Origin of the sequence: Mesorhizobium sp. M7A.F.Ca.CA.003.01.2.1, assembly GCF_003998945.1 — a bacterium.
Classification (GTDB): Bacteria; Pseudomonadota; Alphaproteobacteria; order Rhizobiales; family Rhizobiaceae; genus Mesorhizobium; species Mesorhizobium ciceri.
On record NZ_RZRA01000012.1, the window covers coordinates 1 to 19,798 of the forward strand.

20 protein-coding genes are annotated in these 19,798 nt (G+C 63.6%); 12 read left to right on the top strand and 8 right to left on the bottom strand.

Features of this window, described 5'->3' with window-relative positions; genetic code table 11:
* The 4 genes from EN969_RS01485 to EN969_RS01500 all read left to right on the top strand — a co-directional run.
* Positions 1–549 (top strand): BRCT domain-containing protein (locus tag EN969_RS01485; RefSeq protein WP_281059995.1); only part of this gene is annotated, 549 nt, incomplete at its 5' end.
* Positions 549–1,241 (top strand): TIGR02453 family protein, encoded by a 693-nt coding sequence (locus EN969_RS01490; protein WP_063168302.1) that lies wholly within the window; start codon positions 549–551, stop codon positions 1,239–1,241. The genes EN969_RS01485 and EN969_RS01490, both read left to right, overlap by 1 nt.
* A 157-nt stretch (positions 1,242–1,398) precedes the next feature.
* Positions 1,399–2,127: an AzlC family ABC transporter permease gene (locus EN969_RS01495; RefSeq protein ID WP_063168301.1), complete on the top strand. Its 729-nt coding sequence runs from the start codon at positions 1,399–1,401 to the stop codon at positions 2,125–2,127.
* Positions 2,124–2,420, top strand: a complete 297-nt coding sequence (locus EN969_RS01500; RefSeq protein WP_013530970.1) for an AzlD family protein — start codon at positions 2,124–2,126, stop codon at positions 2,418–2,420. Before EN969_RS01495 ends, EN969_RS01500 begins: the two co-directional genes overlap by 4 nt.
* A 183-nt stretch (positions 2,421–2,603) precedes the next feature.
* Here EN969_RS01500 and EN969_RS01505 read toward each other — a convergent pair whose 3' ends face one another.
* The 3 genes from EN969_RS01505 to EN969_RS01515 all read right to left on the bottom strand — a co-directional run bounded on the left by EN969_RS01505 (position 2,604) and on the right by EN969_RS01515 (position 6,048).
* Complete coding sequence (locus EN969_RS01505; protein ID WP_063168300.1) at positions 2,604–4,448, bottom strand: aminopeptidase P family protein; 1,845 nt, start codon at positions 4,446–4,448, stop codon at positions 2,604–2,606.
* Between the two features lie 138 nt (positions 4,449–4,586).
* Positions 4,587–5,459 (bottom strand): 50S ribosomal protein L11 methyltransferase, encoded by an 873-nt coding sequence (locus EN969_RS01510; protein WP_013530972.1) that lies wholly within the window; start codon positions 5,457–5,459, stop codon positions 4,587–4,589.
* A 10-nt stretch (positions 5,460–5,469) separates the two neighbouring features.
* Complete coding sequence (locus EN969_RS01515; RefSeq protein WP_013530973.1) at positions 5,470–6,048, bottom strand: SCO family protein; 579 nt, start codon at positions 6,046–6,048, stop codon at positions 5,470–5,472.
* Between the two features lie 188 nt (positions 6,049–6,236).
* Between EN969_RS01515 and EN969_RS01520 the strand changes: the two genes are divergently transcribed.
* From EN969_RS01520 to EN969_RS01530, 3 genes are all read left to right on the top strand, one after another.
* Positions 6,237–6,755, top strand: a complete 519-nt coding sequence (locus EN969_RS01520; protein WP_024501452.1) for a CreA family protein — start codon at positions 6,237–6,239, stop codon at positions 6,753–6,755.
* 138 nt (positions 6,756–6,893) lie between these two features.
* Entirely contained in the window at positions 6,894–7,535 is a 642-nt protein-coding gene (locus tag EN969_RS01525) for a DapH/DapD/GlmU-related protein (RefSeq protein WP_063168299.1), read from the top strand.
* Between the two features lie 190 nt (positions 7,536–7,725).
* Positions 7,726–8,019 carry a hypothetical protein gene (locus EN969_RS01530; protein WP_013530976.1) on the top strand — a complete coding sequence of 98 codons (294 nt, stop codon included), beginning with the start codon at positions 7,726–7,728 and terminating at the stop codon, positions 8,017–8,019.
* A gap of 105 nt (positions 8,020–8,124) precedes the next feature.
* On the opposite strand, the gene EN969_RS01535 is transcribed toward EN969_RS01530, so the two are convergent.
* Positions 8,125–9,372 (bottom strand): hypothetical protein, encoded by a 1,248-nt coding sequence (locus EN969_RS01535; RefSeq protein WP_013530977.1) that lies wholly within the window; start codon positions 9,370–9,372, stop codon positions 8,125–8,127.
* Positions 9,373–9,634: 262 nt separating this feature from the next.
* On the opposite strand from EN969_RS01535, the gene EN969_RS01540 reads away from it, so the two are divergent.
* Positions 9,635–10,060: a low affinity iron permease family protein gene (locus EN969_RS01540; RefSeq protein ID WP_013530978.1), complete on the top strand. Its 426-nt coding sequence runs from the start codon at positions 9,635–9,637 to the stop codon at positions 10,058–10,060.
* A 3-nt stretch (positions 10,061–10,063) separates the two neighbouring features.
* On the opposite strand, the gene EN969_RS01545 is transcribed toward EN969_RS01540, so the two are convergent.
* The gene (locus EN969_RS01545) at positions 10,064–10,930 is read right to left on the bottom strand and encodes an SDR family NAD(P)-dependent oxidoreductase (RefSeq protein ID WP_013530979.1); all 867 of its coding nucleotides are present in this window, start codon (positions 10,928–10,930) and stop codon (positions 10,064–10,066) included.
* 162 nt (positions 10,931–11,092) lie between these two features.
* Between EN969_RS01545 and EN969_RS01550 the strand changes: the two genes are divergently transcribed.
* Positions 11,093–11,374, top strand: coding sequence for a hypothetical protein (locus EN969_RS01550; protein ID WP_027160626.1), 282 nt, complete (start codon positions 11,093–11,095; stop codon positions 11,372–11,374).
* Positions 11,375–11,426: 52 nt separating this feature from the next.
* On the opposite strand, the gene EN969_RS01555 is transcribed toward EN969_RS01550, so the two are convergent.
* Positions 11,427–12,002 carry a TMEM175 family protein gene (locus tag EN969_RS01555; RefSeq protein WP_013530981.1) on the bottom strand — a complete coding sequence of 192 codons (576 nt, stop codon included), beginning with the start codon at positions 12,000–12,002 and terminating at the stop codon, positions 11,427–11,429.
* A 240-nt stretch (positions 12,003–12,242) separates the two neighbouring features.
* On the opposite strand from EN969_RS01555, the gene EN969_RS01560 reads away from it, so the two are divergent.
* Both EN969_RS01560 and EN969_RS01565 read left to right on the top strand, forming a co-directional pair.
* A complete protein-coding gene (locus tag EN969_RS01560; protein ID WP_063168298.1) occupies positions 12,243–12,644 on the top strand; it encodes an SH3 domain-containing protein in 402 nt (133 codons plus the stop codon).
* A 184-nt stretch (positions 12,645–12,828) separates the two neighbouring features.
* A complete protein-coding gene (locus EN969_RS01565; protein ID WP_063168297.1) occupies positions 12,829–14,040 on the top strand; it encodes an MFS transporter in 1,212 nt (403 codons plus the stop codon).
* Positions 14,041–14,074: 34 nt separating this feature from the next.
* Here the strand turns inward: EN969_RS01565 and EN969_RS01570 are convergent, their stop codons facing one another.
* Both EN969_RS01570 and EN969_RS01575 read right to left on the bottom strand, forming a co-directional pair.
* Positions 14,075–15,535: an MATE family efflux transporter gene (locus EN969_RS01570; RefSeq protein ID WP_244506837.1), complete on the bottom strand. Its 1,461-nt coding sequence runs from the start codon at positions 15,533–15,535 to the stop codon at positions 14,075–14,077.
* A 175-nt stretch (positions 15,536–15,710) separates the two neighbouring features.
* Positions 15,711–17,189, bottom strand: coding sequence for an esterase-like activity of phytase family protein (locus EN969_RS01575; protein WP_063168295.1), 1,479 nt, complete (start codon positions 17,187–17,189; stop codon positions 15,711–15,713).
* 245 nt (positions 17,190–17,434) lie between these two features.
* On the opposite strand from EN969_RS01575, the gene EN969_RS01580 reads away from it, so the two are divergent.
* A partial coding sequence (locus tag EN969_RS01580; RefSeq protein ID WP_164758124.1) for an FAD-dependent oxidoreductase occupies positions 17,435–19,798 on the top strand: 2,364 nt, incomplete at its 3' end.

The window sequence follows — 19,798 nt, forward strand, 5'->3', positions numbered from 1 at the left end:
TTCGCGGCCATCGCCTCGCGCCGCGAGCCGGAACTCGACCGTTTCATCTTCGCGCTCGGCATCCGCCATATCGGCGAAACGACGGCGGCCGTGCTTGCCCGCACCTTCTCGACCATCGAGGAGCTGATCCGCGTCGGCAAGGAGACAGCGGCCGCGGAGGATCCACATACTGTCTTCCCATCGGTCAACGGCATCGGCGATACGGTGATCGATGCGCTGCGCGGCTTCTTCGGCAATGAGCGCAACGACGACGTGCTTGAGAAGCTGCTCGAGCAGGTCAAGCCGAAGCCGTATGTCGTCACCGTCTCGGCCGACAGTGAGGTCGCCGGCAAGACGGTCGTGTTCACCGGCTCGCTGGAGAAGATGACGCGCTCCGAAGCCAAGGCCATGGCGGAGCGCCTCGGCGCCAAGGTCGCGGGCTCGGTTTCGGCGAAGACGGATCTGGTGGTCGCCGGGCCGGGCGCCGGCTCCAAACTCAAGCTTGCCAGTGAGCTCGGCATCGAGGTGATCGACGAGGATGCCTGGCTGGCGCGGATCGGCAAGGCGTGATGGAAGGCGCATTCAAGGGGTTCGGCCCAAAGGCCATTCCGTTCCTGAAGGCTCTGGATTTCCACCAGAACCGGGAATGGTTCCTGGAGAATCGCGACCTGTTCGAAAAGGAATTGCGCGATCCCTTCGGCGATCTGGTCGACACGCTGACCGAGCGCTTCGCAAAGGCAGGGCTCGGCCTGCGCGGCGACCGCAAGAAGTCGCTGTTCCGGATCAATCGCGACGTGCGCTTCGCCAAGGACAAGCGGCCCTACAACAGGCATTTGTCGGCCATCCTGTCGCCCGACGGCACCAAGATGGAGCAGGGCGTGTTCTACGTGCATGTCGGGCTTGAGCGCTGCTTCGCCGACATTGCGTGGTGGCAGCCGGAGCCGGCGCTGCTGCTGGCGATGCGCAAGGCCATCGCGGCAAAGCCGGGCGAATTCCAAAAGATGGTTGCGGCGTTGAAGAAAAATAGCCTCGAACTCGAGACCGAAGGCCGTATGAAGCGCACCCCACGCGGCTTCGAGCATATCAGCGATGCCGACCTGGCCGCCGCCATCCGCAACCGGCATTTTGTCGTCCAGCATGTCATCGATCCGGCGGGAATCCACACGGCTGATCTGGTCGACGAACTCGTCGATTTCACCTTGCGCGCCAAGCCGCTGCTCGACTGGGGCAGGGCGATCGAGGGCAAGATCCCGAAGGAATAAGCGTCTAACTCAGCCGATCCCGCGATCATTTCCGCTGATCGTTTGGCTCAAGCGAATTCGTGTGACACGGCAAGCCGCGCCACCTACATACCGCGCTTCCCTTGTTGTTGTGCATGTCGTTATCCCCCTTTTGGGCGACATGCATCAGGAGTGGTTGATGGCGACGGACGTAATTTCCGAGAGCGGCGACAGAAGCGATTTCTGGCAAGGCGTGCGGCTGTCGATGCCTGTGGTGGTGGCCTCGGCGCCCTTTGCGGTGCTGTTCGGCGCGCTCGCCGTGGACAATGGCTTCTCGGTCCTGGAAGCCTTTCTGATGAGTGCGCTGGTCTATGGCGGCGCCAGCCAGATGGTCGGCATCCAGCTGTTCGGCCAGCATGTGGCGCCGTGGCTGATCGTCCTGTCGATCTTCGCCGTCAATTTCCGCCACGTGCTCTATTCCGCCGGCATCGGCCGGCGCATCGCGCACTGGCCCCTCATCCAGCAGGCGCTTGGTTATTTCATCCTGACCGATCCGCAATTCGCGGTGGCCGAAGCGCGGGCGCAATCGGGCCGGACGGTCGGCTTTGCCTGGTATCTGGGACTTGGCTTGCCTGTCTATCTGTTCTGGATCCTCGAAAGCGCGCTTGGCGCGCTGTTCGGCAAGCTGATCCCCGACACGCACGCGCTGGGCATCGATTTCCTGCTGCCGATCTATTTCCTCGGTCTCGTGCTGGGCTTCCGCAAGCGGCCTCTGTGGCTGCCGGTGGTCATTGCCAGCGCTGCCGCCTCCATCATCGCCTACAAGACCGTGGGCTCGCCCTGGCATGTCTCGATTGGCGCTGTTGCCGGTGTGCTGCTGGCGGTCATCCTGCCTCCCCACCATAGCGGCGTAAAGGCACGGCCATGAGCACGACCTTCTGGATCATTATCGCCGGCGCAATCGCGACCTATCTGACGCGCATCGGCGGGCACCTGGTGATATCGCGCTTCGATACCATCCATCCCCGCGTCGAGGCCGGCCTCAATGCCGTGCCGGCGGCGGTGCTGACGACGCTGGTAGCGCCCGAGCTGTTGAACGCCGGCCCGGCGGAATGGGCCGCACTGGTGGTCACCGCCGTGGTTTCGCTGCGCGGTGGGTTGATGGCGATGTTTTTGGCGGGCGCGGCGGTATTGATCGTGGCGCGGCAGTTCGTCGGGTAGGGCGTATCGATATTCAGGTGATGACGGCCTGCAAACGGCGGCTTCCTGCGCTTCCCCGTTCTACCGCGTCGCGGTAGAACTGAGCTCACGTACCCAAAAGTACGCTTCGCTCCGGTTCACGGAACCCATCGTTTTCGCTCGTCCTGACCTGAATCTCGACACGCCCTCGGCGCCTCAGAAAAATCAAATCTTCGCGTCGTGCGGCAGCGGCGCGGTGGCCTTCTCCAGCCAGGCCAGCGTTTCGCCGTCGAGCATCGGGCCGATCTCGGCCAGCACGCGCGCGTGGTACGAGTCCAGCCAATGCAGCTCGTCACGCGTCAGAAGGTCCGACTGCACCAGCCTGGTATCGATCGGCGCCAGCGTCAGCGTCTCGAAGCCGTGCATGGCGATGTCGCCGCCCTCGATCTCTTGCGCCGGCGTCACCAGGATCAGGTTCTCGATGCGGATGCCGTAGGAGCCTTCCTTGTAGTAGCCGGGCTCGTTGGACAGCATCATGCCTTCGAGCAGCTTTTCGGTGCCGGTGCGGGCGATACGCTGCGGGCCTTCATGCACGGCCAGATACGAGCCGACGCCATGGCCGGTGCCGTGGGCGAAGTCGCAGCCGTGCTTCCACAGCGCCATGCGCGCGACGGCATCGATCTCGGAGCCGCGCGTGCCGGCGGGAAAGCGCAAGGTGGAAATGCCGATCATGCCTTTCAGCACCAGGGTGAAGCGTTCGCGCATCTCCTGCGTCGGCTGGCCGATCGGCACGGTGCGGGTGATGTCGGTGGTGCCGTCCTGATACTGCGCGCCGGAATCGAGCAGGAACAGCTCGCCGGCCTGCAGCTTGCGGCTGGTGGCGCGCGACACGCGGTAATGCATGATGGCGCCGTTCGGGCCGGCGCCCGAAATGGTGTCGAAGGAGACGTCGCGCAGCGGCATCTGGGTTTCCTCGCCGGTCCGCCGGCGCTGTTCCTCCAGCCTGGTGACGACAGCGATCTCGTCGAGCGAGCCGGGTTTTTGCCGCTCCAGCCAGCACAGCAATTTCGCCACGGCCGCACCGTCACGCCGATGCGCGGCGCGCGAGCCGTTGATCTCGGCCTGGTTCTTGGTGGCGCGCGGGATTCGGGCAGGATCTGCTGCTGCAATGACGGCGCCGCCATTGTCCTCGACCAGCATGCGCAGCCGGTCAGCCGCCAGCACCGGGTCGAGCGCGATTTTCGCGCCACTCTTGGCAAGCGCTGTGATCGCGGCTTCGAATTCGCCGGGCTCATGCGGCTCGGCGAGCTGGGTGAGGTAGGCGGCGACCTGGCGCGAGAATTTGCGCTTATCCATGAAAAGCTGGTGCGACCCATCGGCGGCGAGGATGGCGAAGCCGAGCGCCAGCGGCGTGTGCGGCACGTCGCCGCCACGGATGTTGAAGGCCCAGGCGATGGAGGAGGGGTCGGTCAGCACCGCATGGGTGGCGCCGTCCTTGGCGATCGCCGCCGCTAGCCGCGCCAGCTTGTCCTTGGCGAGCTCGCCGGCAAAGCCGATCGGGTGGAGCTCGACGGGAGCCACCGGCGCGTCGGGCTGATCCTTCCAGATGATGTCGATCGGGTTTTTGTCGAGCGGCACCAGTACGGCGCCGTTCTTGTCGACTGAGGCCTGCAGCGCCTTGACCTCGCTGATCGTGTGCAGCCATGGATCGAAGCCGAGCCGTGCGCCCTTGCCAAGATTGTCTTTCAGCCAGACAGCCGGCGGATTGTCGACCAGGCTTTCGATCGAAAAGACGTCGAGATCGACCTCGCTGCGCACCTGCAGCGTGTAGCGCCCGTCAACAAAGACGAAGGCGCGGTCGCGCAGGACGATGGCGACGCCGGCCGAGCCGCTGAAGCCGGTCAGCCATTTCAGCCGCGCCGAACGATCGGCGACATATTCGCCCTGATGCTCGTCGGCACGCGGGACGATGAAGCCGTCCAGCCCGTTGGCTTCAAGCCATTGGCGCAGCAGCGCCACGCGCGGTTTGCCGACGGCCGGGTCGCCCGCGGAATCGAAGGTCTGGAACATGGTGGGCCTCCTGCATGTCCGCGCAACCGTAGCGTACGGTCGCGGAAATCGGAATCGATTTCCGGCTGCGCGCAACCTGCTACAGCATCGCCGGACTGACAACTGGGGGAATTTGGTCCAGGCTCGGTCGGTGCCGGTCTAATGCTTCAGGTGGATCGTCACCCAGCCCTCGCGGTGCAAGGTTCTGACATGGCGGAAATTCTGGCCGACATAGGCCGAGATGACCGCGTCCCGCTGGCGCTCGAGGATGCCCGACAGCACGATCGAACCGCCAAGTGCGATATGATGGGCCATTTGCGGCGCCAGCCGCATCAGCGGCCGCGCCAATATGTTGGCGACGATCAGATCGAAGGGTGCGCGCTTGCCGAAGATCGGATGGTGAAAGCCGGGCGCGGTTGCTGTTTCCACCAGTGCCTTGACGTGGTTGAGCCGCGCATTGGCGGCAGCCACCCGCACCGCCACCGGATCAATGTCGGTGGCCAGCACCGGAATGTGCGCCAGCTTGGCGACGGCGATCGCCAGTACCGCGCTGCCGGTGCCGAGGTCGAGCGCATTGCGCGGGTGTTCGCGCCGGACCACTCTTTCCAGCATTTCCAGGCAGCCGGCGGTGGTGCCGTGATGGCCGGTGCCGAAGGCGAGGCCGGCTTCGATTTCGATGGCGAGTTCGCCGCTGTGGCGTTTCCTGCGGTCATGTGCGCCGTGGACGAAGAAACGTCCGGCACGCACCGGCTTCAACTCTTCCAGCGAATGCGCCACCCAGTCGATGTCGGGCAGGGGCTCGCGCTCGATCGGCTTCGACAGGGAAAGGCCGGCAAGGATGTCCTTCAAGCGGGTCTCGACCGCATCGACGTCGCCATCGGCATAGAGCGACACTTCGTGGATGTCCTTGTCCTCGTCGACCTCCAGCACGGCGATCGGCAGCCCCTCTTCCTCGAAGGCCGCCTCAAGCGCCGCGAAAATGCTGACGGACTCGATCTTTCCGGTGGTGAAGTAAAGGCGCGTCTGGGTCATGAAATGGTAATCAGCCTTTCGCCGCCAGCCGCTTCAGCTTGGCGATGGCCGTATCGGCGCTTTCGCCGTAGGCGATTGTGCCGGCAAAATCGCCCTTGGCGTTGAGCAGCAGCACCGAGGCGGTATGATCCATCGTGTAGTCGCCGTCGCCGGTGTCGACCTTCTTCCAATAGATGCCGAACGACTTGGCCATGGCATGGACCTTGTCCGGAGCGCCCGTGATGCCGACGATACGGTCGGAGAAATTGCTGACATAGGCGTTCATCACCTCAGGCGTGTCGCGCTCCGGATCGACCGATACGAAATAGGCGTGCAGGTTCTTGCCGTCGTCGCCGAGCGTCTTCAGCCAGCCGGCCAGTTCGAACAGCGTGGTCGGGCAGACCTCGGGGCAATGGGTGAAGCCGAAGAAGACGACGCTGGGCTGGCCCCGGAAGGCGGCTTCGGTGATCGGCGCGCCTTTCTGGTCGACCAGAGTAAAGGCGGCCCCGAATGGCTCGCCGCCATAGTGGCCGCGATACCAGTCGAAGGTCAGCCAGCCGATGCCGGCCGCCATCAGGACGAGAATACCGACCAGGATAGAACGCATCATCAGAAAAGTCCGTCTGCAGAAATCGTCGCGCCGGCTCAATGCCGCGCCTGTGTGACAGTCTTAGCGGTTCGGCCCCGCACAGGCAAAGTGCCGCGTTGCCGCAACCGCTGCGGTGTCGACCTATCTGCTTGCAAAGCCGGGCCGCTCGCCCCACCTGTGACCGGCAACTCGAACCGCAGGAGGGTCCCTTGCAACGACTGATTGGGCACGGACTGATTGGGCGAAGACTGATCGGCGGTGCCTTGGCCGCGTGCGTTGTCCTAGGTGCCGGGGCCGCCGTGGCCGATGAAGTCGGCAAGGTCGGCGTCGACTGGCTCGGCAACGACATCATCGTCGAGGCGATCAAGGACCCCAAAGTGGAGGGCGTGACATGTCACGTCTCCTATTTCGATCGCGGCATCATCGATCGCCTGCACAAGGGCAACTGGTTCGAGGATCCGTCCGATTCCTCGATCTCCTGCCGCCAGACCGGCCCGATCACCATCGGCGACATCGACATGAGCGAGGGCGGCGAGGAAGTGTTCAAGCAAGGCATCAGCCTGATCTGGAAGAAGCAGGTGGTGAACCGCATCTACGACAAGGCCAACGAGACGCTGATCTATCTCTCGCATTCGCGCCAGGTGCAGAACGGCTCGGCCAAAATGTCGGTCACCACTGTGCCGCTCTACGGCCAGAACGTGGTGTGGAGCAAAGGCAAGCCGCAATAGGCGATTCAGTTCCTTCCCGGGCGCACGATTGGCCCCGCTTGCGGGACCAATCGCCTGGGCGAATCCTTGCCGGGAAACGATCTGACGGACGATTGGCCCCGCTTGCGGGACCAATCGCCTAGGCGTAAAGCCGCCGGCATGGACCGTTCCGAAGATCTCGTCCCGAAAGACCCCGAGCCACGCATCCATCCGACCGCGGAGTTGAAGGCGTGCAAGCTTGGGCGTTATGCCTCGATCGGCGAGCGGGTGGTGCTTCGCGAGGTCACCGTCGGCGACTTCTCCTATTTCGAACGCCATTCGGAAGCGATCTACACGACGATCGGCAAATTCTGCTCGATCGCCGCCAACAGCCGCATCAATGCGCTGGAGCATCCCATAGAGCGGCTGACCCAGCACAAGCTCAGCTACCGGCCGAACGAGTATTTTCGCTGGCTGGGCGTCGATGCCGCCTTCCGCGAACGGCGGCAGGCGAAAGCCGTGACCATCGGCCATGATGTCTGGATCGGCCACGGCGCGGTGATCATGCCCGGGGTCACCATCGGCAATGGCGCGGTGGTCGGCGCCAACGCAGTGGTGACGCGTGATGTGCCGCCCTACGCGATCGTCGCCGGCGTGCCGGCGAAGGCTCTCCGGCCACGCTTCGCTCCGGATATCGCGGCGCGGATCGAAGCTCTCGCCTGGTGGAACTGGCCGGTCGAAAAGCTCGCCAGAGCGGTTCCCGACATGCAGGCAATGCCGATCGAAGCATTCCTCGATCGTTGGGAAAACGACGCCGTCTGACCAGCTCAAGACGTCGACGGTAACCAATTTTCTTAACGTAAAATATTAAAGTTAAGAAATGGAAAACGGATTGTATCCGTGAAATTAAACACTCCAAGGTTGCAAGACTTTCGGCAAAATGCACTACTCGTTTCGGGGGTAAGTCGTAAGAAGTCGAAGAAAACACTACTAGCAACAATGGAGAGAAGTCATGAAGAAGTTCGCTTTTGTACTCACCGCTGCTATGGTTTCGTTCTCGACTGTCGGCGCCTATGCCGGCGGCTGGGGAGGTAGCTCGGGTAGCCTGATCAATGTGTCGCCGTCCATCGGTGTCGGCCAGGTGACCGCGCTCAATGGCATCCTGAGTGGCAACAACATCCTGAGCGGCAATGTCGTCCAGGGCATTCTGAACGGCAACAAGACCAACGTCCTTACCGGCGTTCTCAGCGGTATCGGCGTCAATGTCCTTGGCGGCAACAGCTACAAGCTGGGCGGCCGTCACTGAGCAGGAAAGTCACGGGCATCCTTATGTCACGTGTCGTGGGCAGGAGGGTCTTCAACACCCTCCTGCCTCCGCTTGTGGGCCTACCCAGTCAAGCGCGGGAATGAGCTAGATCTTCGCCCGCAGGCCCACAAATGCATCGACCGTGTGTTCGCGCTCGTCGATCACGGTCTTGAAGGTCTCGGAAACGTCGACGCGAACGACAATGGCCATCGATTTGGTCGCGTTGTACGTCGCTTCGGCATAGACGCCCTTGCGGCGCTCCTGGTTCTCGTAGAGCAAATTGTCCTTGAGCTCATAGAAGATGCCGGAAGCGATGCCGAGGTTTTCGCGCACCTTCATGCCCAGTTCCAGTTCCGCGCGCTGCAGCCACGAAGCCAGGGGGTCGTCGGTTTCGGACGTTTCGTAGCGGCCGAAATAGGTGCCGCGCAGCTCGAAGCCGTGCGGCAGAGGCTTGCCGAAGGTGACTTGCCAGGTCGGACGCCAGCGCTGGTAGATGTTATCGGCGCCACGCAGGAACTGCGCACCCAGCGCCACGCCGAGCGTCGAACCGTCGGTGGCCTTGTAGGCCGCCTCGGCGCGCAGCGTATAGGCGTTGAACGACAGGAACAGCGGCGGGTAACCGATTTCCTCGACGCTGGCGAAGAGCGCAGACGCGGACGCGCCGAAGGCAAGCTGGCCAACTGTCCGGGTGACCCGAGCCGCCAACTGGAAGAGATTGCGGTCGGCATGCAGCTTCGCCGGCAAGATGAGATCTTCCTGGAAATGCGTCGCGCCGAGCTTTTCGTAGCTGTCGGCGGCCTCGAGGATCAGCGATGTGGCGTTGCCGAGGTCGATGCCGAGTTGTGTCTGGGCGCCGAAGACCTGCTTGAACTCGCGCGTACCCAGCGTCAGCGGGCCGATATCCAGATTGTCGCCGGTGCTGGAGACGCGATAGCTCAGCGATCCCCTCAGTTCGAGGCCCGGGCCGAGCCGGCGGAAGGCCTCGGCCGACAGCGACAATCCGCGGTCGTCCTCGATCGACGTCTTGTCGTAATGCGTTACCTGGAAGTCCGCGCTGAATTTCGCGTTGGCGTCGTTGTCGCCCCATTGCTGCTGCAGCGAACCGCGCAACAGTGTGTACCAGTCCTTGACCGCATGGTCGCTGTCCAGCGCGTTGTTGGTCCAATGCCTTTCGAGACTGCCGGTGATTGTCGGATCGGTCGCTATTTCGGCAGCCGGTGCTGTTGATGGTTCTGCCCTGGCGGTCACGGCCGCGCAGGCCATCAGCAGGCCTAGGCCGGCGCTGCCAAGCAATCTGCGGGAAAGTGGAGCGACCGTCTGTCCTTCTGCCGGTCGGCGCTTTCGGGAAACCATGCTCCGCGCTCTCCGGACTGAAACCCCTTCCGCCATGCGGGGGTGGCGCAGCGGAAGGGGCTGGAGGTAAACCGCTGTGAAGCGGAAGGAACAGGCACTCTTGCCTGCGGGAGTACTGTGGCATTGAACCCATAAGGTGTGTTTTCCAGACTATTCTCCCTATGCGTGCAGGCAATTGTACCTGAGGTATTTGTTCGCATCGGGAACCTGAAGCGGTCGCTGATTGTTTCTCATCGCGCCGCAGCGTCGAGGATTTCGATAGATGGAAAAGCATTTCACCAAGGTTGCCAACTGGGTCGCCCGCATAGCCGGCCTGCCGCCGACATTCGCCGTCTGTTGCCTCATCATCATCGCCTGGGGGGTGAGCGGTCCGTTCTTCGGCTTTTCGGACACTTGGCAACTTGTCATCAACACGGGCACGACCATCATCACCTTCCTGATGGTCTTCCTGATCCAGAACACTCAGAACCGCGACGGCGCGGCGATCCAGGCCAAGCTCGACGAACTGATCCGGGTCGGCAAGGGCCACAACCACTTCATCGGCATCGAGCATCTGACCGAATCCGAAGTCGAGGAAATCCGCGCCAAATGCGAGCGTGCGGCAAAGCGGCATGACGAACAGATCGCCGACATCGCGGCGAAGAAGGCCGTGGCACAGAAGCGCGGGTCGAAAAAGCAAGCGGCCTGAAGATCAGCCTTTCATGAAGGCTGCGAAACTGCCTTTGTGGTCCGGATGCCAGCGCGACAAAGCGGGGCGGTTCTCGATGATGTCGCCGATCGCCCAGGCCATGCGCTTTTCATCCAGCGGCCGGGCCGCCTCATTGTCCGGGCACAGGATGTAGAAATCTCCCCTGGTCAGGGATTCCAGCATGAAATCCACAACCTGTTCGCCGGTCCAGGCGCCGGCCGGTTTTTCCGTCGCACCCTCGGTCAGACCGGTAAAGGTGAAGCCGGGGATCAGCAGATGGGCAGCGACATGGGCGCCGGGTTCGTTGCGCAACGCGTGCGCCAGGCCTTCCGTGAAGGTTTTCACTCCTGCCTTGGAGACATTGTAGGCAAGATTGCCGGGCGGCGTGGTGATGCCTTGCTTGGAGCCGGTGTTGACGATCAGACCCGGCCTGGCCGAGGCCAGCATGCGCGGCGCGAAGGCCTCCACGCCATGCACAACGCCCCAGAAATTGATGTCCAGCAGCCGTTTCCAGGCATCGCGGTTTTCCCACGGCTTTCCGGGGTTGTCGCCGACGCCGGCATTGTTCATCAGCAGCGACACGCCGCCGAAGGCGCCGAACGCTCTCTCGGCGAGGCGGTCCACCTCATCCGCCTTCGAAACGTCGGCGGCGACGGCAAGCACGGCATCGTCGCCGGCAATCGCGGAAACGGCGCGCGAGGCGTCGTCAAGCCGCGCGCCGCCAATGTCGGCCAGCACGATCTTCATGCCTAGCAATGCAAGCCGCTTGGCGGCCGCCAGACCGATGCCGCTGGCAGCGCCGGTGATCACGGCGGCATTGCCTGGAGCAAGCGCGGGCAGGGCGGTCTGGATCTCGGCGTCGGTGATCATGGGCGATGGATTCCTTGTTCGATGCGCCGAACTTAGCGCCGGAACGGGCCGGTGCAAGCCTCTGCTCGTCTTGTCGGGTTGACCAGTCCGGCCGAGGCTGCGCATGTTGCCCTTTGTCCCCGCAAAAGAGATTTAGGCCTGGGGACAAACGGAGGTTCCTGATTGACGGACTGGGTTGCAATTCTGAAGGAGCAGACCGCCATTGGCGACCAGATGGGCCGCGAGGTGCCGCAGATGCTGGCCAATCCCGACATCAGCGAAGCGCAGGTGAAGACACTCTTTTCCGCGCTGGAGAAACAAGCCGAGTTCGTCGAGAAACTGCGCATGGCGCTGGAAAAATTCGGCCATGATTTCTCGATCATCAAGGCCGCGGAACGGCTGGAGGAGCTCTATGCCGACCTCGCCGCATCGGTGGCGGAAAAACTGAAAGCGATGCGCAAGTAGGGCAATTTGGGAAAGCCGTGCAGCGCTCTACCTTGAAAATGTGTGAAGACAACTACTTTTCGATCACCCGCGCAAAGCGCCTATCCGGTACGAGCCATATCATCGCGACCAGCACATAGAGCGCGACGCCGATCCACTGGCTGACGAAGGTCAGCACGACGGCCACGATATAGACAGCCAGCGAGAGCTTCCCCTTGCGGTCATTACCCAGCGCCTTGGCAAAGGCGGTATCATTGCCGTGCAGGCGATGCAGCGCGGCGGCGAGTATGGTGTAGGCGATGGCGCATAGCGCGAGGTCGGTGCCATAGACTGCTACCGGCACCGGCGCAAAGTGGTTCTCGCCCATGAAGGCTGTGGTCACCGGCATCAGCGACAGCCAGAACAGCAGATTGAGGTTCGCCCACAGCACGCGCCCGTCGACCCGCTGAACGGTGTGGAACATGTTGTGCAGATTGTTCCAGTAGATGCCGACATTGATGAAGGACAGCACGTAGCAGAAGAAGATCGGCCACAACGGCACCAAGGCGGAGAAATCCTCGCCATGCGGCACTTTCAACTCAAGCACCATGATGGTGATGATGATAGCCACGACGCCATCGGTGAATGCCTCGACCCTGCCTTTGCCCATGGATCCCACCTTTGCCCGCGATGAATTGTCGAAAGAGAGTAACGCTAGCGGATGTTGAGGAGCCAATAAATGGCAACCGCGAAATTCCTCAACCATGTCCAAGGAAAATCCGGCATCAGTCCCGCTGGCCAGGACGGTTACGGCCGCCCACCTGTTGACTTTTCTTGGCTTGGCCGCTCCTCTTGCAGGGCAGTCTTGGCCGAAGCAGATGAACGGCCGGGATTCGAATGGAGGGGACTGATGAGATTTCGTTTTCTGCTTGTGGCCGCGACCATCCTGGCCGCGGTGTTCGGGACGTCCGCCGCGGCCTTCGCCTACAGCGCTCACACCTCGACCAACCTCAACGTCCGCAGCGGGCCGGGAGCGGGATACGCCAAAGTGGGAACGCTGCCCGCCGGCTTCAGGGTCAATGTCACCGGCTGCCAGCCGGGCTGGTGTAGAATCCATGGCGGCGGCGTGAGCGGCTGGGCCAGCGCCGGTTATCTTGAACGCTCCCAGATCGTTCGCCCGCCAATCATCATCGTGCGTCCGCCGCATCGGCCGCCACACTGGCACAAGCCGCACCGTCCTCCGCACCATCGGCCGCCGCACAGGCCGCGTCCCGGCAAGTGCAAGATCGCGCCCGGCTTTGCTTGCAGGTAACGCCGACCGGTTGAACGATAGATGACGGATCGGAGCCGCTGGCCCCGATCCGAGCCTGTTCAGCCGGCGGACATCCCGCTCAAGCAATGTCCACCGTGCTGTCAGGAGCCTGCCTGTCGGTTGGAACGTCGTGGATGAAACCGCGTTAGATCCTCGATCCCCGAAATTGGTGACGAGGTTGGCCATGGCCATTCGCGATTTTGCGCATACGCACGAAGGGGCAGGTGGCGATGCTCTCGCAATCCCCACCGTCGCCGCGATGATTGCGGTGCTGTTTGCCGGCAGCACGGTGCTGACGCCGCTCTACATCGTCTACAAGCAGCAATTCGGCTTTTCACAAATCACCCTGACGCTGATCTACGCCGTGTATGTCGTCGGCAATCTGGCGGCACTTCTGATGTTGGGCAGCGTCTCCGATATTGTCGGACGCCGGCCCGCGAGCCTGGCGGCCATGCTCGTCGCCATCGTCAGTGCGCTTGTCTTCCTGTTTGCCGTAAACGTCGTCTCGCTCGACGTCGCCCGCATCCTGAGCGGGCTTGGCATCGGCGTCGGCGCGGGGACCGGAACCGCGTGGATTGCCGAGCTTCTTCCCGGCGCGGACAAGTCGCGCGCCAGTGTGATTGCCACCAGCACCAATTTCCTCGGCCTCGGCCTCGGCGCACTGATTTCGGGATTTCTGGCTGAATACGAGCCATGGCCGTTGCGGCTGATCTTCATCGTCTATCTGGCAGCACTTGTGGTGGTGACGATCCTGGTCTGGCGCACTCGCGAAACGGTGTCGAAGCCGGGCGGCCTCGGGGGGATCTCCTGGCGGCCGCGACTTTCCGTCCCGGAGGAAATCCGTGCGCGCTTCGTCGCGCCGGCGGTGACCGGCTTCGGCGCGATGGCGCTGGTCGGGTTCTACGCCGCGTTGGCGCCGAGCATCCTGGCGCAGCAGCTGCATGAGACCAACCATGCCGTCGCCGGCGCGCTGTTCTTCGAGCTGGCGATCGTCACCGCGATCAGCATTGTCGTTCTGATGCACATGAAGAGCAATAAGGCGATGCTGGCTGCGCTGGCATTGATGATCCCAAGCGTCTTGTTGGTGGTGGCGGCGCAGATATTGGCCTCGATGGCACTGATGGTTGCTGCGACGGCCTGTTGCGGCGTTGCGGCGGCGCTTGGTTACCGTGGCGGCCTGCAAGTGGTGAACGAGATCGCGCCCAAGGATCGTCGCGCCGAAGTGGTGTCCAGCTTCTTCATCTGCTGCTTTGTCGGCAACGCCTTGCCCGTCATCGGCATCGGCATCGTTTCGACCTATGCCAGTCCCGTCGCTGCCAGCCTGGCGTTCGCCGGCATGATCGTGGTGTTTGCGTTGGTGGCGCTGGCTTTTGGGCTGAAACAACAACGGCGTTGAGGGCCTGGAGCGGTCCAGCGGAACCGGGTTGGCTTCAGCCGTTCGGTGTTTCAGGCGAAAGATGCGCGCGTCCGCGCGGCACGCCAAGACCGGTGTCCGGCGGCTCGCCGGCGGCCGGCCTGTCCTCGATCATGTGCGTGGTGCGCCAGCGGCCGAAACGATAGTAGGCCGCCGCCAGTACAAGCGAGCTGATCGAACCCGCCGGGAAGCTCCACCACAACGCTTCCTCGCCGATCACGCCACGCATGAAATAGGCAAAGCCGGTGCGCACGACCAGCACCGAAATGACCAGGATGATCAGCGGCGGCATCACGGCACCCGTGGCTCGTACGGTGGCAAACAGCACGATGGTTATGCCGAACAGGATGAACGACCACGAGGCGACATTGTTGATGTGGACGGCGATGTCGATCGCCGCGCTGTCGCGGCTCAGGAACAGGCTCAGCACCGAACGGTCGAAAACCGACAGCACGGCAACCAGTGCGCCGGTCAGGACGAGGTTGAAGCCGACGCCTGAGGCGGCGATGCGGCCGATCCGGTCCCAGCGCCCGGCGCCGACATTCTGTGCCGCCATCGAGGACACCGCGGCGCCGATGGCGAGCGCCGGCATCTGGATGTAGGTCCACAGCTGGGCGGCGATGCCGTAGGCGGCGGCGACCTGTGAGCCGTAGGAATTGACGATGCCCATCACCGTCAGTGCCGCCGCCGAAATGACGATCATCTGCAGGCCCATCGGCACGCCCTTGAAGACGACGATGCGCAGCAAGGTGGGATCGGGCCGCAGCAGAGCGAGGTTGGCGCCGGCCAGCCGCAGCGGATGCTTGCGCACATAGAGCACGATCAGGATGGCGATCACGCTAACCGTCTGGCCGATCAGCGTGGACGTGGCGGAGCCCGCGATGCCGAGTTCGGGAAACGGTCCGATGCCGGCGATGAGCAATGGGTTGAGCACGATGTCGAGGACGACGGCCAGCGCCATGAAGAAGAAGGGGGTGCGTGAATCGCCGGCACCGCGCAGCACGGTCATGACGAAGGACAGAAGGTTCATCATCGGCACGGCGACGAAGATGATGCGCAGATAGGAGCGCGCCAGCGGCAAGGCGTCGGCCGGTGTGCCGAGCGTGTTGAGAATGGCGTCAACCCAGATCCAGCCGCAGACCGCGAAGACAACCGAGACGAGGAAGAAGAACGTCGCGCTGGTGCCGACAATGCGGCGCGCCTCGGGCAGGTCGCGGGCACCGACCGACTGGGCCACCAGGATGGTGGCCGCCATGCCGATGCCGAACACAGTGCCGAGGATCAGGAACAGGACGAGGTTGGCATTAGAGGTGGCGGTCAGCGCCGATTCGCCGAGAAAACGGCCGACCCAGACGGCGTTGATCGAGCCGTTGAGCGACTGCAGCACGTTGGAGCCGAGCACCGGCAGGGCGAACAGCAGAAGCGTGCGCGGGATCGGGCCGCTGGTCAGGTCGCCGGTGCGCCGGCGCGCGGGCATTTTTTCGTCCATGGCGGGCAACTCGGCGGATGGTGATTTGGATCCAGTCCACGATGATATCGCAGGCGGGACCGAGATGCACCCTTGCGAACGCGCGGCTGAAAGGCCGCTGCCCCGTTCATGCCTGCCGCGAGCCCAGCGGACGCGCCAAGCGCGCCCGCCCGTGCAGTGGCCGTTACTTCCCGGCGAGACCCGGCAGCGTGACCTGATAGACCAGGAACATGGTGTCGACATCGGCGCCGTCTTCCGCCTTGTAGGGTGCGCCGACCTGAAAACCGTCCTGGGCGAGGAAGTCGTTGTCGTTGGCGACGAACAGGAAGTAGTCGTCGGGCAGCTTCGGATCGAGAACGCTGACCACCGACATCGCCTCCCACTTCTCCGACAGGTTGTTCTTGTCGTTCGGCGCGCCATTGTGCAGGCCGAAGCGGCCGAGTTCGCCCTTGTCGTTGATGTCGATGAACGGCGTCAGCTTGGCCGGCATCACCGACGGGTCGAGCACGCCCTTGGGCGCCAGCGGCTTGTCGGCGGCATCGAAGGCGCCGCCGGCGATGTCGGTCGCGGCCGAGACGTCGACGACGAAGATCTGGCGCACCAGCGAGGTGTCGCCCTTCAGCCCCTGGCCGTTGCCGCTGTCGCGCGCCAGCATCAGGAAGGTCTTGTCGGAGAGCGCCACGATCTCGCTCTGCGCGGCGATCTTGGTCTTGCCCTTGGCATCCTTGAACACCGGCAACGGCACGACATACTCATGCGCCAGTTTGAGGTGGGCGAGGTCGGACGCGTCATAGACCAGCGCACGCGTGTTCTGGCGCGTCGCGGGCGAATCGCCGCCATCCTGCCGGGGCGCCGATTGCAGCACCGCGATCAGGAACTTGCCGTCCGGCGTCATCGCCATTCCCTCCAGGCCCTGGTTGTTCTGGCGGCCGGTCTCGGGGTCCTTCGGATCGGGCTCGGCGGCACCGGGTCCCGGATTGTCCGAGGCGAAGTTCGGCGTGCCGTGGCGCATCGGCACGAAGGCGGCCGGTGGCTGGGTTGCCGACAGCAGATGCCCGTCGGCGGAAAACCGATAGATGTTCGGGCCGTATTCGTCGGAGATGAACATCGAACCATCGGGCAGCCGCACGATCGCCTCGTTGTCGAGCGCCAGCTTGCCATTGTCGGCTTGCGGCAGGATCGGCATGTCGCCGCTTGCCGCGCGCACGCCGTTGAGTGGGTCGAGGCCTGTGGCATCAGCCCCCTTGTCGTCGGTGAGAAGCATGGTGTCGGCGAGCGTTGCCTTGACGCCCGTCTGCTCCTGGCCGGCAGCAGGTGCCGCGCCCGGTGCGACCGGAGCAAATTCGATGGCGATCGTGTTGAGGCGCGGCCGGTAGTTGGTGGTGCCGACGACATTGTAGCCACGGTCCGGCAACAGCCAGAGCGAACCCCTGTAGCCGGCGGTGTCATGCGTCCAGCCTGATGCGTCGATCGCCATGCCGGAACCCGAGCCGAAGGTCTCGCCGAACTTGTCGCGCTGAGCGGCCGGGATGCGGCCGACGCCGACCAGCCCCTTGTTGACGAGGCCGCCGACGGTCGCGGTGCTGTCGGCGAGCGCCGGCGCCAAGGCGGTGAACAAGGCCAGCGCGACGCCAAGCGACGCGGGTCGATACAGGTGCTTCATGGATAATCCTCTTTGTGACGGATGTGCCGGAGCGGCCGGGGGACGAAAAACTGAAAGAGGTACGACATCGATGATGTTGCGCAAGCCTCCCCGAAACGCGGTCTACGGCGCGAACATGATGCTTGCGTGACAGCGCGCAGTGCATGCCGGCGGTCGACGAAAAACGATGCGCGCGCGCCGGCACTGGACACTTATGTCCAGTGGATATATACTCCAGTCTTCGGACCAACCGTGGAGGGGAAGCCTTGAAGTCGCACTACCGCGCAGTCGTCATCGGAGGTGGCGTGGTCGGAGCCTCGGTGCTCTATCACCTGACGCGGTTCGGCTGGAGCGATGTGGCGCTGATCGAGCGCGCAGAACTGACGGCCGGTTCGACCTGGCACGCGGCGGCAGGCTTCCATGCGCTCAACGCCGATCCCAACGTGGCGGCGCTGCAGGACTACACCATCAATCTCTACCGGGAGATCGAGGCCGAATCCGGCTGGGATATCGGCCTGCACATGACGGGCGGCGTCAACATCGCCAGCGATCCCGCGCGCTGGGAGTGGCTGAAATCAGCCTGGGCCGTGTTCCAGTCGGTCGGCATCGAGACCGCGCGCCTGGTCACGCCCGACGAGATCAAGGCGATCTGCCCGATCGTCGACGTCAACGGTGTTCTTGGCGGCCTGCATGATTCCAACGAAGGCCATCTCGACCCGTACGGTACCACGCATGCCTATGCGGGTGCTGCGAAGAAGCGCGGCGCCGACATCATCTTGCGCAACCGGGTCGTCGAGCTGAAAGCACGTGCCGACGGGCGCTGGGACGTCATCACCGAGCAGGGCACCATCATCGCCGAGCATGTCGTCAATGCCGGCGGGCTGTGGGCGAAGCAGCTCGGCCGCATGGCCGGCGTCGACCTGCCGGTGACGCCGATGGAGCACCACTATTTCATCACCGATGACATTCCGGAGATCGCAGCACTTGACAGGGAAATCGGCATCGCCGTCGATCTCGACGGCTTTTCATACCTGCGGCAGGAGCGCAAGGGTGTGCTGCTTGGCGTCTATGAGCAGAACCCAAAGCACTGGAACATGGACGGAGCGCCGTGGGATTACGGCATAGAGCTGATCCCGGAAGACATCGACCGCATCAGCCCGGAACTCGCCAAGGCGCATGAGCGCTTCCCTTGCCTGGCGACGGCCGGTATCCGCAAATGGGTCAACGGCGCCTTCACCTTCACGCCGGACGGCAATCCGATTGTCGGGCCGGTGCGCGGCCTGAAGAACTACTGGGTCGCCTGCGGCGTCATGGCCGGTTTCAGCCAGGGCGGCGGCGTCGGCAAGTCGCTGGCCGAATGGATGATTTTCGGCGAACCGCAGGCCGACATCTTCGGCATGGATATCGCTCGCTACGGTGCCTTCGCCGCCAACCGCGAATATCTCAGGCAGACGACGCGCCAGTTCTATTCGCGCCGGTTCGTCATGACCTTTCCCAATGAACGGCTGCCCGCCGGCCGGCCGCTGAAACGCCCCGGCGCCTATGACGGCATGAGCGCGGCGGGATGCGAATGGACGGCTTCCTGGGGGCTGGAAATCCCGGCCTATTTCGCGCCGATGGGATTTGCCGAGAGCACGACGCTGCGGCGCTCCAACGCCTTCGACATCGTCGGCGAGGAGGCGCTGCAGGTGCGGCGCGCCGCCGGCCTCGTCGATATCTCGGCCTATGCGCGCTATGCGGTGTCGGGGCTGGGTGCGGAGGCGTGGCTCGACCGGCTGCTCGCCTGCCGATTGCCGAAGGCGGGGCGGGCCGGCCTGGCGCCGATGCTCGGCCATGACGGACGGCTGAAGGGCGACCTCACCGTCTTCAACTGGGGCGGCGGCTCTTATTGGCTGATGGGCTCCTACTATCTCCGGGAATTCCATATGCGCTGGTTCGAGAGCCATGCGGCGGAGGGCGTCACCATCGCCGACCTCTCCGACACGATGAGCGGCTTCCTGCTCACGGGGCCGAATGCGCGGGAGATTCTGGAGCGCACGACGCATCAGGATGTTTCCGGCGCAGCATTGCCGTTCATGGCCTGTGGCGCATTCGACATCGGTATGGTGCAGGCACGTGTGGCGCGGCTGTCGATCGCGGGCGAACTCGGCTTCGAAATCAGTTGCCCCGTGACCATGCACGCCACGTTGCGCGACACGCTGCTGGCTGCGGGCGAGGATCTGGGCCTTGCTGAAATCGGCTACTATGCGCTCAATGCGCTGCGGCTGGAGAAGAGCTTTGGCATCTGGTCGCGTGAATTCACGCAAGGCTATACGCCGGGCCAGACCGGTCTCGACCGCTTCATCGCTTTCGGCAAGAGCGACTTCATCGGCCGCGAAGCAGCGTTGAAACAGCGGGAGGCCGGCAGCGGCCAATGCCTGGTGACGCTGGAAATCGATGCGCTCGACGCCGATGCCAGCGGTTTTGAGCCTGTCTGGCATCAGGGCCGACGCGTCGGCTTCGTCACCTCGGGCGGCTATGGCTATACGGTCGGCAAGAGCCTGGCGCTGGCTCTGGTCGACCGCGATTTCGCGGGCGAGGGCACCGCGCTCTCCGTGCATGTCGTGGGTGAGGAACGGCCGGCGCGTGTG

Bases quoted from the DNA above. Each gene is read 5' to 3' on its own strand.
- EN969_RS01515 (WP_013530973.1), bottom strand. From the start codon at position 6,048: ATGATGCGTTCTATCCTGGTCGGTATTCTCGTCCTGATGGCGGCCGGC.
- EN969_RS01500 (WP_013530970.1), top strand. From the start codon at position 2,124: ATGAGCACGACCTTCTGGATCATTATCGCCGGCGCAATCGCGACCTAT.
- EN969_RS01490 (WP_063168302.1), top strand. From the start codon at position 549: ATGGAAGGCGCATTCAAGGGGTTCGGCCCAAAGGCCATTCCGTTCCTG.
- EN969_RS01560 (WP_063168298.1), top strand. From the start codon at position 12,243: ATGAGATTTCGTTTTCTGCTTGTGGCCGCGACCATCCTGGCCGCGGTG.
- EN969_RS01530 (WP_013530976.1), top strand. From the start codon at position 7,726: ATGAAGAAGTTCGCTTTTGTACTCACCGCTGCTATGGTTTCGTTCTCG.
- EN969_RS01535 (WP_013530977.1), bottom strand. From the start codon at position 9,372: ATGGTTTCCCGAAAGCGCCGACCGGCAGAAGGACAGACGGTCGCTCCA.
- EN969_RS01540 (WP_013530978.1), top strand. From the start codon at position 9,635: ATGGAAAAGCATTTCACCAAGGTTGCCAACTGGGTCGCCCGCATAGCC.
- EN969_RS01575 (WP_063168295.1), bottom strand. From the start codon at position 17,189: ATGAAGCACCTGTATCGACCCGCGTCGCTTGGCGTCGCGCTGGCCTTG.
- EN969_RS01570 (WP_244506837.1), bottom strand. From the start codon at position 15,535: ATGCCCGCGCGCCGGCGCACCGGCGACCTGACCAGCGGCCCGATCCCG.
- EN969_RS01545 (WP_013530979.1), bottom strand. From the start codon at position 10,930: ATGATCACCGACGCCGAGATCCAGACCGCCCTGCCCGCGCTTGCTCCA.
- EN969_RS01555 (WP_013530981.1), bottom strand. From the start codon at position 12,002: ATGGGCAAAGGCAGGGTCGAGGCATTCACCGATGGCGTCGTGGCTATC.
- EN969_RS01565 (WP_063168297.1), top strand. From the start codon at position 12,829: ATGGCCATTCGCGATTTTGCGCATACGCACGAAGGGGCAGGTGGCGAT.
- EN969_RS01495 (WP_063168301.1), top strand. From the start codon at position 1,399: ATGGCGACGGACGTAATTTCCGAGAGCGGCGACAGAAGCGATTTCTGG.
- EN969_RS01510 (WP_013530972.1), bottom strand. From the start codon at position 5,459: ATGACCCAGACGCGCCTTTACTTCACCACCGGAAAGATCGAGTCCGTC.
- EN969_RS01505 (WP_063168300.1), bottom strand. From the start codon at position 4,448: ATGTTCCAGACCTTCGATTCCGCGGGCGACCCGGCCGTCGGCAAACCG.
- EN969_RS01525 (WP_063168299.1), top strand. From the start codon at position 6,894: ATGGACCGTTCCGAAGATCTCGTCCCGAAAGACCCCGAGCCACGCATC.